Origin of the sequence: Aeromonas sp. Y311-2, from assembly GCF_027706025.1 — a bacterium.
Taxonomy (GTDB): Bacteria; Pseudomonadota; Gammaproteobacteria; order Enterobacterales; family Aeromonadaceae; genus Aeromonas; species Aeromonas veronii.
Genome location: NZ_JAPDCL010000028.1, coordinates 1 through 13,831, shown reverse-complemented (window position 1 = coordinate 13,831; position 13,831 = coordinate 1). Strand labels below are relative to the sequence as shown.

The window sequence follows — 13,831 nt, the reverse complement described above, 5'->3', positions numbered from 1 at the left end:
CATAACTCATTGATAAACGAGACTTTAATATGATTGCGCAAAAATACACTACAGGACCCGGCAAGAAGGGCGCCTTCGGCGTGCTTTCGCTCTCCGGTTTGCTCGTCTCCCTGCCGCTGATGGCCGAACAAACCACCGCTGAGCTGCCCAAAGCCAGCGAAACCATGGTGGTGACCGGTACGGCCATGAAGGTGGAAGTGCCGATGGCCGAGACCCCTCGCGCCGTCTCCGTGGTTAATCGCGAGGAACTGGATCTGCACGCCGTGTTGCAGCTGGATGAAGCGATTCGCTACCGTTCCGGCGTATTGACCGGTCTCTATGGTTCCGACAACAACACCGACTGGTTCAAGGTGCGTGGCTTCGATGCAGCCTCTTATCTGGATGGCAACCGCTTGTTTGGCACCGGCTACTACGTCTGGACGCCGGAACCGTTCGGTCTGGAGAGTGTGGAGGTGCTGAAGGGGCCAGCCTCGATCCTTTACGGTGAGGCGCCTCCGGGTGGGGTGATCAATGCAATCAGTAAGCGACCGACCGCCACGCCGCAAGGGCAGGTAGATCTGCAGCTTGGCAGCCGGGATCATCGTCAGGTCGGGGTAGATGTCTCTGACGCGCTCTCCGACAACAGCCGCTACCGCATGGTTGCTCTTTATAAAGAGCGTGATGGTGTGCTTACCGGCACCTACAACGATCGCGTTTATCTGGCGCCGAGCGTTACCTTCGATCTTTCGGATCGTACCAGCCTGACCCTGCTGGCCAGCTTCCTGCACGACGAAGGGGTCCCGACCAACGGCTTCTTCCCGGTCTATGGCACCCTGAATACGTCAGGTGGCCAGATTGATCCCTCCACCAACCTGAGTCAGCCGGATTACGATCGCAACCGCAATACCCAGATCTCCACCGGTTATGAGCTGGCCCACCAGCTCAACCAGACTTGGGAGTTCAAGCAGAACGTCCGCTTCAACTATAACGATCTGCTGCTGCGCCAGACCTATATCTTCCCGACCTATGAAGGCACAACCGCCAGTCGTGGCCTGGTTTACCGCGATGGCAATACCAAGAGTGCCACCATGGACAACCAGATGGTGGGCTACTGGAACACCGACAGCACCGAGCAGACCTTGTTGCTGGGGGTTGATCTGCAGCGTCATGTCAATGAAGGGGTCGAGGCCGACAACTACGGTATGGGCTCCATCAATACCATGAACCCGGATTACAGCGGCTTCCCCGGTTTTGACGAATCGACCGCTACTCACCAGAAGAGCAGCAAGGGCCAGAGCGGCCTCTATGCCCAGCACCAGATCCGCTGGGACGATCGCTGGTTGCTGACTGCCGGTGGCCGTTTTGACTATGTGGAGACCCACAACACCAATACCAGCAAGGACGAGCGCCAGTACGATCACGAGCTATCCCTCTCGGGCAGCCTGATGTATCTGGCTGACAACGGCCTCTCTCCCTACTTTGCCTATGCCGAGTCGTTCGAGGTGCTGCCGGGGATCGATCCTAACACCCGAAACTCCTACAAGCCGCTCAAGGGCAAGCTCTACGAGACCGGCATGAAGTATGCGCCTGCCTTCCTCGACGGTTACATCAATCTGGCGCTGTTCGATTTGGCCCAGACCAACTCGCTGGTCTCTACCGGTTCCGGCCAGCAGACCCAGGCGGGTGAAGTGACCTCTCAGGGGGTTGAGCTGGAAGGGAGCGTGCAGGTGACCGATGCACTGCGTCTGACCGCTGCTTATACCTACACCGATGCCAAAACCAACGACACCGGCAGTGGCGATCGCCGTGCCAGCCTGATCCCGCGCCACCAGGCCTCCTTCTGGGGTAACTACAAGGTGCAGCAAGGGGTGGCTTCGGGTCTGGAGCTGGGGAGCGGTGTGCGTTATATCGGTTCCAGCGTGGGTATTGGCGCCGTGAATGCGGACTATACCCCCATCTACGGCTCTGCCGAGGTGCCGGCCCATACCGTCTGGGATGCGATGATCGGGTATGACTTTGCCAAGAACTGGCGTGCCCAGCTCAACGTCAACAACCTGCTGGGTGAAACCTACGTGGCCAGTTGTGACTACTACTGCTACTACGGCGAGCCGCGCAGCGTAGTGGGCAGCATCAACTACCGCTGGTAATCGAAGTCGGGCGGGAACCGGATTCCCGCCCTTCTTTTCACCCGCAGTTGTTCTGATCTCTCTGGAATACCGGTCCGTTATGGAACTTTTGTCTCTGGTTTATCGTCAATATCGTTGGCCTTTTATCGCCATTACCCTGCTCAGTCTGCTCAGTGCCGTCAGCGGGATTGGCGTCATTGCTTTTATTAATCAGTCTCTTATCGAATCTATAGGTGATCCGCTGCCGATCCTCGGTCAGCTGGTCGGCCTGATTGTGCTGCTGCTGGTGATCACACTCGGATCTCAGCTGGCCCTGACCACTCTCGGTCACCATTTTGTCTACCGGTTGCGCGGCCGTCTGCTCAAGCAACTGCTGGATACCGATGTCGCCCGCATCCGCCAGATTGGTCAGGGGCCACTGCTGGCCTCCCTCTCCAGCGATATCGGCCAGATCACCATTGCCTTCGTGCGCCTGCCTGAGCTGGTGCAGGGGCTGGTGCTCACGCTGGGTTCTGCCTTCTATCTCGGCTGGCTCTCTCCTGCGTTGCTCGGGGTGACCGCGCTCTGGGTCACCGTCACCATGGTGGTGGGCTGGTTGCTGGTGAACCGTGTTTATCGCCATCTCTCCCACATGCGTCAGGCCGAAGATCGGCTCTATCAGAACTATCAGGCCATCATCGCGGGCAGCAAGGAGCTGGCGCTCAACCGCGAGCGGGCTCACTTCGTTTACCACCAGCTCTATGAGCAAAATGCCCGTGACTACCGCCAGCAGATCATTCGCGCCGACACCTATCACCTGAGCGCGGTGAACTGGTCAAATATCATGATGCTGGGGGCGATCGGTCTGGTCTTCTTTCTGGCCAACGGCCTTGGCTGGGCCAACACCAATGTGGCCGCCACCTTCGCGCTGACCCTGCTGTTCCTGCGCACCCCGCTGTTGCAGGGGATTGGCGCCCTGCCGACCCTGCTTGCCGCTCAGGTGGCGTTCGACAAGATCGCCGCCCTCAATCTGGCCGAGCCGGATGCGGACTTCCCGCTGCCGCCCGCCATCCGCCCCTGGCAGCGTATCGAGCTGGAGCAGGTGAGCTTTCACTATCAGGGGGAGGGCGGCTTTGCCGTTGGCCCCATTGATCTTGTCATCGAAAAGGGGGAGCAGATCTTCATCATCGGTGGCAATGGATCCGGCAAGTCGACGCTGGCCATGCTGTTGACCGGCCTTTACCAGCCGGTATCGGGCCGCATCCTGTTGGATGGTGAACCCGTCACCGATCGCAACGGCTATCTGGCGCTCTTCTCCGCCATCTTCACCGACTATCACCTGTTCCAGCACCTGCTGGGGCCGGAACCCAAGGATGAGCTGGTGGCCGAGTGGCTGGAGCGGTTGCAGATGGGCAGCAAGCTCACCATCGAGGATGGCTTTATCGCCGATATCGATCTCTCTCAAGGGCAGCGCAAGCGGGTCGCCCTGCTGCTGGCGCTGGCCGAGCAGCGCGAGGTTATGCTGTTTGACGAGTGGGCCGCAGATCAGGATCCCCAGTTCCGCCGCATCTTCTATCAGGTGCTGTTGCCGCGCCTCAAGGAGATGGGCAAGACGGTGATTGCCATCAGTCACGACGATCACTACTTCCCGCTGGCCGATCGCCTGCTGGAGATGCGTCAGGGCCAGCTCACCGAACTGACCGGCGTGCGCCGTGCCGCAGTGAGCCGCGATGCGATCGCCCATCTGGATTGCGAGGTGCCGGTTTGATACCGGCACCGATGAGACTGGCGGCAAGCCAGCACAGGAATTGCTTATGTTCGAGATGAAATCAGCCTGCTTCACGGTCAATGACCGCACGCTGCTGCACCCCACCGACCTGCGTTTCGAGCAGGGACAGGTCTATGGCCTCATCGGCCACAATGGGTCGGGCAAATCGACCCTGCTCAAGCTGCTGGCACGCCAGCAACCCCTCAGCGACGGCGAGATCCTGTTCGATGGCAAGCCGCTACCCGACTGGGGCAACCGGGAGTTTGCCCGTCAGGTGGCCTATCTGCCCCAGCATCTGCCGAGCGCCGAGAATCTGCTCGGGCGGGAGCTGGTGGAGATGGGCCGCTACCCCTGGCGCGGCCTGCTGGGCCGGATGGGGGCGGAGGATCACCGTCAGGTCGAGCGGGCCATCGCCCTTACCCATACCGAACGCTTTGCCGATCGGCTGGTGGATACCCTCTCCGGCGGCGAGCGGGGGCGGGTCTGGCTGGCGATGCTGCTGGCCCAGGAGAGCCGCTTCATCTTGCTGGACGAGCCGCTGGCCGCGCTGGATGTGGCCCATCAGGTGGAGGTGCTGACGCTCGTCAAGCAGTTGAGCCGTCAGCTAAACCTTGGGGTCATCATCGTCATTCACGACATCAATATGGCCTCCCGCTTCTGCGATCGGCTGGTGGCGCTCCACTCCGGCCGCCTGCTCACCCACGGCGAACCTGAGGGGCTCATGACCAGTGAGACTCTGCACGCCATCTATGGTATTCCGATGGAGGTCATTCGCCACCCGGCTCATGCTCATCCCATCGCCATCGTCTGACCGGGGGGGCTCTCTTGAACCGTTTATTGAAGAAGATGGCACCCTGCCTTATTAGCCTGCTGCTGCCACTTGCGGCGCAGGCCGAAACATCCCCGATCGCCTCTGCACCGCTACCCCGTATCGCCACCGTCGACTGGACCATAGCCGAGACCCTGCTGGCACTCGGGGTGACTCCGCTGGCGGTGGGGGATGCTGGTCCCTATCAGGCCTGGGTCGGCGAGCCACGGCTACCTGCCGGAGTGGTGGATATCGGCCTGCGTACCCAGCCCAACCGTGAGCTGCTGGCGGAGCTCAAACCCGATCGCATCCTCATCTCGCCGCTGGCGGCCCCGCTGGCGCCAACTCTTTCCCGTATTGCACCGGTGAGCACCATTGCCCTCTATGATGGGCAAACCGATCTGTGGCAGCGGTTGCACGAGGTGACCCTGACTCTCGCCCGTATGGTGGGCAAAACCGCCGAGGGCAAACGGCTGCTGGCCGAGCTGGATCGGGATCTCGCCAGCATGCAGGCCAGATTGCCTGCGGATCTGCCGCCCCTGCTGGTGGTGCAGTTTATCGATGAGCGCCATGTGCGGGTGTTTGGTCGCCACAGCCTGTTCGATGCGGTGATGACGCGGCTCGGCCTGCGTAATGGCTGGCAGGAGCAGACCAATGACTGGGGTTTCTCGGTGGTCAGCATCGAGCAGTTTATGACCTTGCCAACCGCGCGGCTGGTGGTGGTCGATCCCATTCCGGTCGGGGTGAGCGAACGGCTGCAGGAGCCTGGGCTGTGGCAGCATCTGCCGCTGGTACGCCAAGCCCCCGTGCTGCATCTGCCTGCGGTCTGGAGTTTTGGTGGCGTATTGGCCGCCCGCCGTTTCGCCGGTCAGCTCAGTGATGCATTGTTGCAAGATGCCGAGCGTATGGAGGCGAGCCGATGAAGCGACTGCTCACATCGCCGCTGCTGCGGCCGGTCTCGATCCTGCTGGGGTTGACCCTCTCGCTCGCGTATTGGGAGCTGGCTCGCCAGCTGCCCGGTGCGCTCTGGTGGCAGAGCCTCTTCGCCCCCAATCTGGATGATGTCAGCCAAGCGGTGGTGCATTTCAGCTGGCTACCCCGCTTGGCTGTCACCCTGTTGGCCGGGGCGGCGCTCGGGCTGGCGGGCACCCTGATGCAGCAGGTGCTGCGCAACCCGCTCGCGTCACCGACCACCTTGGGGGTAGCCTCCGGTGCCCAACTGGCGTTGATGATGGTGACCCTGTTTGCCCCCTCCTGGTTGCTGCTGGGGCGGGAGTGGATCGCCATGGCCGGCGGCAGCCTCGCGATGGCACTGGTGTTTGCCCTGGCCTGGCGTCGTCAGCTCAATCCGGTGGTCATCGTCTTTGCCGGGCTGGTGATCAACCTCTATCTGGCGGCCATCAGCATGGGGCTCTTGCTGTTCTTTCAGGAGGAGCTGAAAGGCTTGCTGGTGTGGGGTAGTGGCTCGCTAGTGCAGAACAGCTGGAGCGGGGTGAGTTATCTGTTGCCCCGCCTGCTTGCAGCCGCTTTGCTGGCCGCAGTACTGGTGCGCCCGCTGGCGGTGCTGGAGCTGGATGATGCCAGCGCCCGCAGTCTGGGGGTCTCCCTGCAGCATCTGCGTTTTGCCGGACTTGGGCTGGCGGTGTTTGTCACCGCTTGCGTGGTGAGCGTGGTGGGGCTGATCGGCTTTATCGGGCTGGCAGCGCCCGCCATGGTGCGGCTGCTCGGGATCCGCCAGCTTGGCCAGCGGTTGTTGTGGGCACCGATCCTCGGCGCCCTGCTGCTGGCGGCGACCGATCTGCTGCTGCAGAGTCTGAGCCGCTTCTGGCCAGTCTTGATCCCCACTGGCGCCATGACAGCCATGCTGGGGGCTCCGCTGCTGCTCTGGCTGATCCCGCGCCTTGGCATCAAGTCGGGTACGCCAAAGGCAAACGCCAGCCTGCTGGTGGCTCGCCATCCGGCACCGGCTCGCCTTGTCGGCCTGTTGCTGGTCGGGCTGCTGCTGGCCATGGTCGCCTCCCTGCTGGTTGGACAGGGAATGACGGGCTGGAGCTGGCCGAGCTGGCTCCGCTGGCAGGCCCAGCTGGAGTGGCGGTTGCCGCGCACTCTGGCGGCGGGGGCGGCTGGCGTGCTGCTGGCGCTGGCGGGCACCCTGTTGCAGCGGGTCAGCAACAATCCTATGGCGAGCCCGGAGCTGCTGGGGGTGAGCGGCGGCACCTTTATGGGGGTGATAGCGACGGCGTTGTTGCTGCCTGCATTGCCCCTGCCGCTGATGCTGATCGGTGGCCTGCTCGGTGCCTTCGCTTGTCTCTTGCTGCTGGTGCTGGTCAATCGCAAGCACGGCTTCCAGCCGGAGCGGATCTTGCTCTCAGGTATCGCCATCACAGCGTTGTTTGAGCCGCTGCAGGCCATCGCGCTGGCCAACGGCGACCTGCGGGTGCAGCAACTGCTCTCCTGGATGTCCGGCTCCACCTATTACGTCACCCTGCCGGTGGCCTATGGGCTGGTGGGGCTGGCGCTGTTGATGCTGGCCGCCTGCCTGCTGGTGAGCCGCTGGCTCGATCTGCTGCCGATGGGGGCGGCGGTAGCCACTGCACTCGGTATTCGCCTCAACCGTGCCCAGCTTGCCATCCTGCTGCTGGTGGCCGTGCTCACCGCCAGTGCCACCCTGGTGGTGGGGCCGCTCTCGTTCGTCGGTCTGTTGGCACCGCATATGGCCAAGCTGATGGGGCTGGTGCGGGCTCGCTGGCACCTGCTTGGGGCCGCCGCTTCCGGCGCCCTGTTGATGGTGTCGGCGGACTGGGTCGGCCAGCAGATCCTCTTCCCGCTGGAGGTGCCGGTCGGGCTGGTCTCCACCTTGTTAGGGGGCGCTTACTTCATGTGGTGCCTGCGTCGCCTCTAGGTTTGCGGACAAAAAACGCACAACAAAAAGCCCGGGATGAACCCGGGCTTTTTGTTGCCTGCTGTGCGGAGAGTTACTTGCCGATGCAGAATGTAAATAATCTATTATCTTCAATATGTTAGTGACTTTTCGGGGGCAGCTTGGGGTAAAGGTAACTAAAACAGCATATTGAGAGGCCGCTCACGGGTTTCTGCTATCGTGCAGCGTTCCCACATAGTCTATTCTCGATCGTGCAGCCTTCCCACATGAATCAACGCGATGCTACTACACGCATTCAAAACCGCTTTTTAGGTGAGTTTTGAACATATTTTGCACCGACCATAGCACCGTCCGGTGCCTGGAAAGCCGCTTTTACTCTTCGAACCGTGCAAACTTCCCATAGGTGGTTAGGCTAACCGTGCAATCATCCCACATACCGCCAATTTAATCCCAGCCCTTTATCAGCCTGGCTGAGCGGGCTTTTAGGCCCTCTAGAATGGTGCTGCTGATGGCATCGGGGAAGCCCGCTGGCAATTGCTGTGTAACACGCTCAATAACATCATCAACGGAGTTGGCCAGTTCTGTCAGGATCTCTTCCATAGCAGAACGCTCAAATCCCACAGCTTTCGCCGTTTGGAAGAAATGACGCGGGAATATCTGCTCAATGGCGTATTTCTTTCCCTTGCTGCTTGCTAGGCCCATAGCGAGCTTGGCGTCCCTTCGGTTGAGGCCTCGGCCGCCAAACACTGGATAGACAGATAGGATGTCGTAAAAAGGGGTCAGGCGAAAACGCCCTTCCGGTTCAATAAAGACCGAGAAGTTCTTTGCATGGCCATCGGTGGCCGCCAGCAGCCAGAACAGGACCTGAGATTTCATGAACAGGTAGCGATCCTGTTCTGGTGTCGCAGAGCCCAGCAAGGTTTTCATGATGTCAGTGATCCCTGGTCCTCCATGGCTCTCGTATTTCCGTGCTGACGGAACATTCAATACCTGACAGAAATCTTCTTGGGGAAGGCGCATGATCCAACTGCGATCGGCAGCGTAACGTCTGTCGAAGCGTTCCACAGCCAGTGCTTTGACCTGGCCAACCTGCATCATGAAGCAGTGAGGTACGGGTAGACCAAACTCCCTGGCAATCAGAGTGCAGAGATATTCGTTTTCTACGCTCTGGGAGAGGTCTATCGAGTAGGAGTGGCTTTCAATCTTGCCGATAGGGAGTTTGATAATGTGGGTTGTCGGCGTTGCGTTGAGTGGCAAGTACCAACGGCCATCGAGATAGAGCAGCGCAGTCTTTTCTTGCGCCCCGGCGATAGAGATCCTGAACTCCTCTTGCTCCCTGACCATCCCCAAAGGGATTCCTGATTTGTAGCTGGTCAGGATCTGCTCGAGCTCGTCATCGGAAAGTGCCTTGTAGTCGATTCGCCTGACATCTGGAACGTCGTGCCCTTCGGTAACCAGCTGTAATGCCCCTACGCTATCCTGGCCAATGCAACTGAGCAGATCGAAGGGCTGGGTTGATGCCGCTTGATAGCGTGCTACAACCCTGTTCCTCACCTCTGTATTATCTGGCAGCAGGTTGTCGAAGAAGTTATAGGCTTCATCACCCCGGTAGGCCTGATGGCGCAATGGCATGGAGAGTGAGATCGGACGGCTGCCCGATTGTGCTAGCCATGATTCATGGTACTGAAACTGATGGGCACCGCTGGTAGTTTTGGTGAATGTGCCTACCCGATAGCCGTTCATGTAGACAGCCAGATTGGCCATTACCACTCCTCCTTCCAGCCCGATGCCGGACTGTCGGATGACTCATTGCGGGGTTTGATGTCCAGTGACAATTCGAGTGCTGCGAGGATTTTGAACAGGGTCTCCAGCTTGGTGGACTCAGGATTGAGCTCGAAGTTGGAAACTGTGTCTTGCCTAATCCCCACTTTCTCGGCCACTTTGCCTTGAGAGAGCTTTTGCGAAAGCCTGGCATCCTTGATACAGGCGCTCAGCTGCTTGGCGCTGGTTACTTTCATGATTCGACAACCTGGTAGCGTGCCTTCTTCCAATTTACACGCTATGGCAGGTATATCAATGTTTACCTGTTGTAGGAGGTAAATATAACTTACACGCTATAGGCGGTATTTAGCACTTATCCTCTATAGCGGGTAAGAGAACGGTAAACGGAGATATGACGTCGAAGTTTCAATCAATATGGGCAGCCAACCAGTCGAGACCTTGCTCTGCAAACGTGAACAGCTGGTCGCTATAGCCTTGAGCAATGACGCTACGGATGATCTCGGGGTCGATATTCAGATAGTCGTGCACTAGCGCATTGCGAAGGCCAATGATCTTGCGCCAGCCGATTAAGGTGTCGGGGGATAGCGCACCACGCTGGGCCAGGATTTCGAATGCCTGATAGGCATCCTGTGGGGTATGACTTGCCAATGCTTTAGCCCAGTGCTTTGCCACGCCAATACACGCTTCGATAGACACTTGTAGAGTTCGCTCAGCTGCGCGGTACTCCAGATTGGAAAGCGCCCGCAGCGCCAGAATAGCCCGTATCTCTGACAGCTCGGCCTTATAGCGCGACAGGCTGATACGTAAAGCTCCTATATAGGCGTTATCACTCATCTTTACTCCACTCCTCAGAATGATGTTTGCTGATATAGGCTTGGCGATGGGGATAACCAAGTTCCATCTGCGACATTATCCGCGCCTCCTCTTGCAAACGCCGCCCCTCATCACGGCTATAGAGAGGACGATTTGCATCTACTACCGCAAAAGCCAACGGAATCGGGGCCTGATTGATATCGACGACCGAAAGTTTCCCCTCTGCCAATCCCAGGGCACGTTGCCACTCCAGCGCGAGCAGTTCAGGGCGCAAGCGGTTTTCCAGTGCAGTACCCAGTGGTCCACTCTGTTTGATTGGATCAAAGGCCACCGCCAGATCCCAGTCGCTGGCAGGACCTGCAGTCCCCTTGGCACGGGAGCCGTAAAGCCAAAGCACCTGCACCTGGGGGTTGCTGTTGGCTAGGGTAATCAGCTGGTGAATAACATCGCTGTCGGGTTTCATATTGGTACGGCCATTTGGTCGCTTGAGACAGAGTTCTGGTTAGTATGGTGCCACATGGTTGGGCTTTTGTACGTAACTTCCAGTAGCCTGCCGCGCTGCGCTTGGCTGCTGGCTTGTTCGGTGAGTCGAAAAAATGACTCACCTCAAAGCCCAGCTTCTGTAGATTTCCTCCTTTGGCATCCCATTCAGCAGATCAGGAATGGTGAGCAACGTCGCTTAAATACCCAAATACAACTCAAAAGCGACTTTGTGATGACGGATCACACTTAAAGTTTGTGCTGTCAGATCAAAAGGCTATCGAAAGGTTGTGTTTCGATCGTCATGTGGTGGTTCTAAAAAGGTATACCCCATAAAAACCACTCAATATCCTCTCGAAAACAATATTGAAACCACTTATATTGAACCAACAATTCAGAACCAGTTTAAACAGACCTGTCGTTTTCAGAAGACGGCTGCACTGAACGTCAGAAGCCGACTGCACTATAGCAGCGGAGGGGTTGGATCCATCAGGCAACGACGGGCTGCTGCCGGCCATCAGCGGACGCAGGGAGGACTTTCCGCAACCGGCCGTTCGATGCGGCACCGATGGCCTTCGCGCAGGGGTAGTGAATCCGCCAGGATTGACTTGCGCTGCCCTACCTCTCACTAGTGAGGGGCGGCAGCGCATCAAGCGGTGAGCGCACTCCGGCACCGCCAACTTTCAGCACATGCGTGTAAATCATCGTCGTAGAGACGTCGGAATGGCCGAGCAGATCCTGCACGGTTCGAATGTCGTAACCGCTGCGGAGCAAGGCCGTCGCGAACGAGTGGCGGAGGGTGTGCGGTGTGGCGGGCTTCGTGATGCCTGCTTGTTCTACGGCACGTTTGAAGGCGCGCTGAAAGGTCTGGTCATACATGTGATGGCGACGCACGACACCGCTCCGTGGATCGGTCGAATGCGTGTGCTGCGCAAAAACCCAGAACCACGGCCAGGAATGCCCGGCGCGCGGATACTTCCGCTCAAGGGCGTCGGGAAGCGCAACGCCGCTGCGGCCCTCGGCCTGGTCCTTCAGCCACCATGCCCGTGCACGCGACAGCTGCTCGCGCAGGCTGGGTGCCAAGCTCTCGGGTAACATCAAGGCCCGATCCTTGGAGCCCTTGCCCTCCCGCACGATGATCGTGCCGTGATCGAAATCCAGATCCTTGACCCGCAGTTGCAAACCCTCACTGATCCGCATGCCCGTTCCATACAGAAGCTGGGCGAACAAACGATGCTCGCCTTCCAGAAAACCGAGGATGCGAACCACTTCATCCGGGGTCAGCACCACCGGCAAGCGCCGCGACGGCCGAGGTCTTCCGATCTCCTGAAGCCAGGGCAGATCCGTGCACAGCACCTTGCCGTAGAAGAACAGCAAGGCCGCCAATGCCTGACGATGCGTGGAGACCGAAACCTTGCGCTCGTTCGCCAGCCAGGACAGAAATGCCTCGACTTCGCTGCTGCCCAAGGTTGCCGGGTGACGCACACCGTGGAAACGGATGAAGGCACGAACCCAGTGGACATAAGCCTGTTCGGTTCGTAAGCTGTAATGCAAGTAGCGTATGCGCTCACGCAACTGGTCCAGAACCTTGACCGAACGCAGCGGTGGTAACGGCGCAGTGGCGGTTTTCATGGCTTGTTATGACTGTTTTTTTGTACAGTCTATGCCTCGGGCATCCAAGCAGCAAGCGCGTTACGCCGTGGGTCGATGTTTGATGTTATGGAGCAGCAACGATGTTACGCAGCAGGGCAGTCGCCCTAAAACAAAGTTAGATGCACTAAGCACATAATTGCTCACAGCCAAACTATCAGGTCAAGTCTGCTTTTATTATTTTTAAGCGTGCATAATAAGCCCTACACAAATTGGGAGTTAGACATCATGAGCAACGCAAAAACAAAGTTAGGCATCACAAAGTACAGCATCGTGACCAACAGCAACGATTCCGTCACACTGCGCCTCATGACTGAGCATGACCTTGCGATGCTCTATGAGTGGCTAAATCGATCTCATATCGTCGAGTGGTGGGGCGGAGAAGAAGCACGCCCGACACTTGCTGACGTACAGGAACAGTACTTGCCAAGCGTTTTAGCGCAAGAGTCCGTCACTCCATACATTGCAATGCTGAATGGAGAGCCGATTGGGTATGCCCAGTCGTACGTTGCTCTTGGAAGCGGGGACGGAAGGTGGGAAGAAGAAACCGATCCAGGAGTACGCGGAATAGACCAGTTACTGGCGAATGCATCACAACTGGGCAAAGGCTTGGGAACCAAGCTGGTTCGAGCTCTGGTTGAGTTGCTGTTCAATGATCCCGAGGTCACCAAGATCCAAACGGACCCGTCGCCGAGCAACTTGCGAGCGATCCGATGCTACGAGAAAGCGGGGTTTGAGAGGCAAGGTACCGTAACCACCCCATATGGTCCAGCCGTGTACATGGTTCAAACACGCCAGGCATTCGAGCGAACACGCAGTGATGCCTAACCCTTCCATCGAGGGGGACGTCCAAGGGCTGGCGCCCTTGGCCGCCCCTCATGTCAAACGTTATGCAGCCAAATCCCAACAATTAAGGGTCTTAAAATGGTAAAAGATTGGATTCCCATCTCTCATGATAATTACAAGCAGGTGCAAGGACCGTTCTATCATGGAACCAAAGCCAATTTGGCGATTGGTGACTTGCTAACCACAGGGTTCATCTCTCATTTCGAGGACGGTCGTATTCTTAAGCACATCTACTTTTCAGCCTTGATGGAGCCAGCAGTTTGGGGAGCTGAACTTGCTATGTCACTGTCTGGCCTCGAGGGTCGCGGCTACATATACATAGTTGAGCCAACAGGACCGTTCGAAGACGATCCGAATCTTACGAACAAAAGATTTCCCGGTAATCCAACACAGTCCTATAGAACCTGCGAACCCTTGAGAATTGTTGGCGTTGTTGAAGACTGGGAGGGGCATCCTGTTGAATTAATAAGGGGAATGTTGGATTCGTTGGAGGACTTAAAGCGCCGTGGTTTACACGTCATTGAAGACTAGTCCTTTGCATAACAAAGCCATCAAACCGGACGCCAGAGATTCCGCGCCTGTTGCGCATGGCTTCGCCATTTTATGCGCAATAGGCGCGCCACCCTGTCGCCGTTTATGGCGGCGTTAGATGCACTAAGCACATAATTGCTCACAGCCAAACTATCAGGTCAAGTCTGCTTTTATTATTTTTAAGCGTG

The 13,831-nt window shown here is 58.1% G+C and carries 12 protein-coding genes; 7 read left to right on the top strand and 5 right to left on the bottom strand.

What is annotated here, in order from left to right; genetic code table 11:
• The first annotated feature begins 29 nt into the window (after window positions 1-29).
• The 5 genes from OKC42_RS19845 to fhuB all read left to right on the top strand — a co-directional run bounded on the left by OKC42_RS19845 (window position 30) and on the right by fhuB (window position 7,562).
• Window positions 30-2,126 (top strand): TonB-dependent siderophore receptor, encoded by a 2,097-nt coding sequence (locus tag OKC42_RS19845; RefSeq protein ID WP_270820719.1) that lies wholly within the window; start codon window positions 30-32, stop codon window positions 2,124-2,126.
• 79 nt (window positions 2,127-2,205) lie between these two features.
• Window positions 2,206-3,852, top strand: a complete 1,647-nt coding sequence (locus OKC42_RS19840; RefSeq protein WP_236297242.1) for a multidrug ABC transporter permease/ATP-binding protein — start codon at window positions 2,206-2,208, stop codon at window positions 3,850-3,852.
• A gap of 46 nt (window positions 3,853-3,898) precedes the next feature.
• Window positions 3,899-4,663 carry an ATP-binding cassette domain-containing protein gene (locus OKC42_RS19835; RefSeq protein ID WP_270820716.1) on the top strand — a complete coding sequence of 255 codons (765 nt, stop codon included), beginning with the start codon at window positions 3,899-3,901 and terminating at the stop codon, window positions 4,661-4,663.
• A gap of 35 nt (window positions 4,664-4,698) precedes the next feature.
• Window positions 4,699-5,583 (top strand): ABC transporter substrate-binding protein, encoded by an 885-nt coding sequence (locus OKC42_RS19830; protein WP_270820751.1) that lies wholly within the window; start codon window positions 4,699-4,701, stop codon window positions 5,581-5,583.
• Entirely contained in the window at window positions 5,580-7,562 is a 1,983-nt protein-coding gene (gene fhuB, locus OKC42_RS19825) for a Fe(3+)-hydroxamate ABC transporter permease FhuB (RefSeq protein ID WP_270820715.1), read from the top strand. The genes OKC42_RS19830 and fhuB overlap by 4 nt, the downstream gene beginning before the upstream one ends.
• 423 nt (window positions 7,563-7,985) lie before the next feature.
• On the opposite strand, the gene OKC42_RS19820 is transcribed toward fhuB, so the two are convergent.
• From OKC42_RS19820 to intI1, 5 genes are all read right to left on the bottom strand, one after another.
• On the bottom strand, window positions 7,986-9,305 hold the full coding sequence (locus OKC42_RS19820; RefSeq protein ID WP_270820714.1) for a type II toxin-antitoxin system HipA family toxin: 1,320 nt from the start codon (window positions 9,303-9,305) through the stop codon (window positions 7,986-7,988).
• Window positions 9,305-9,559: a helix-turn-helix domain-containing protein gene (locus tag OKC42_RS19815; RefSeq protein WP_270820713.1), complete on the bottom strand. Its 255-nt coding sequence runs from the start codon at window positions 9,557-9,559 to the stop codon at window positions 9,305-9,307. The genes OKC42_RS19820 and OKC42_RS19815 overlap by 1 nt, the downstream gene beginning before the upstream one ends.
• Window positions 9,560-9,728: 169 nt before the next feature.
• Window positions 9,729-10,157, bottom strand: a complete 429-nt coding sequence (gene hepT, locus OKC42_RS19810) for a type VII toxin-antitoxin system HepT family RNase toxin (protein WP_270820712.1) — start codon at window positions 10,155-10,157, stop codon at window positions 9,729-9,731.
• Window positions 10,150-10,599, bottom strand: a complete 450-nt coding sequence (gene mntA / locus OKC42_RS19805) for a type VII toxin-antitoxin system MntA family adenylyltransferase antitoxin (protein ID WP_160836704.1) — start codon at window positions 10,597-10,599, stop codon at window positions 10,150-10,152. The genes hepT and mntA overlap by 8 nt, the downstream gene beginning before the upstream one ends.
• Window positions 10,600-11,234: 635 nt before the next feature.
• On the bottom strand, window positions 11,235-12,248 hold the full coding sequence (gene intI1, locus OKC42_RS19800; protein WP_000845048.1) for a class 1 integron integrase IntI1: 1,014 nt from the start codon (window positions 12,246-12,248) through the stop codon (window positions 11,235-11,237).
• A gap of 291 nt (window positions 12,249-12,539) precedes the next feature.
• Here intI1 and OKC42_RS19795 point away from each other — a divergent pair, with 291 nt between their 5' ends.
• Together OKC42_RS19795 and OKC42_RS19790 are read left to right on the top strand one after the other, a co-directional pair.
• Complete coding sequence (locus tag OKC42_RS19795; protein WP_063840321.1) at window positions 12,540-13,094, top strand: fluoroquinolone-acetylating aminoglycoside 6'-N-acetyltransferase AAC(6')-Ib-cr5; 555 nt, start codon at window positions 12,540-12,542, stop codon at window positions 13,092-13,094.
• Between the two features lie 96 nt (window positions 13,095-13,190).
• Complete coding sequence (locus OKC42_RS19790) at window positions 13,191-13,643, top strand: NAD(+)--rifampin ADP-ribosyltransferase Arr-3 (RefSeq protein ID WP_001749986.1); 453 nt, start codon at window positions 13,191-13,193, stop codon at window positions 13,641-13,643.
• Window positions 13,644-13,831 lie beyond the last annotated feature (188 nt).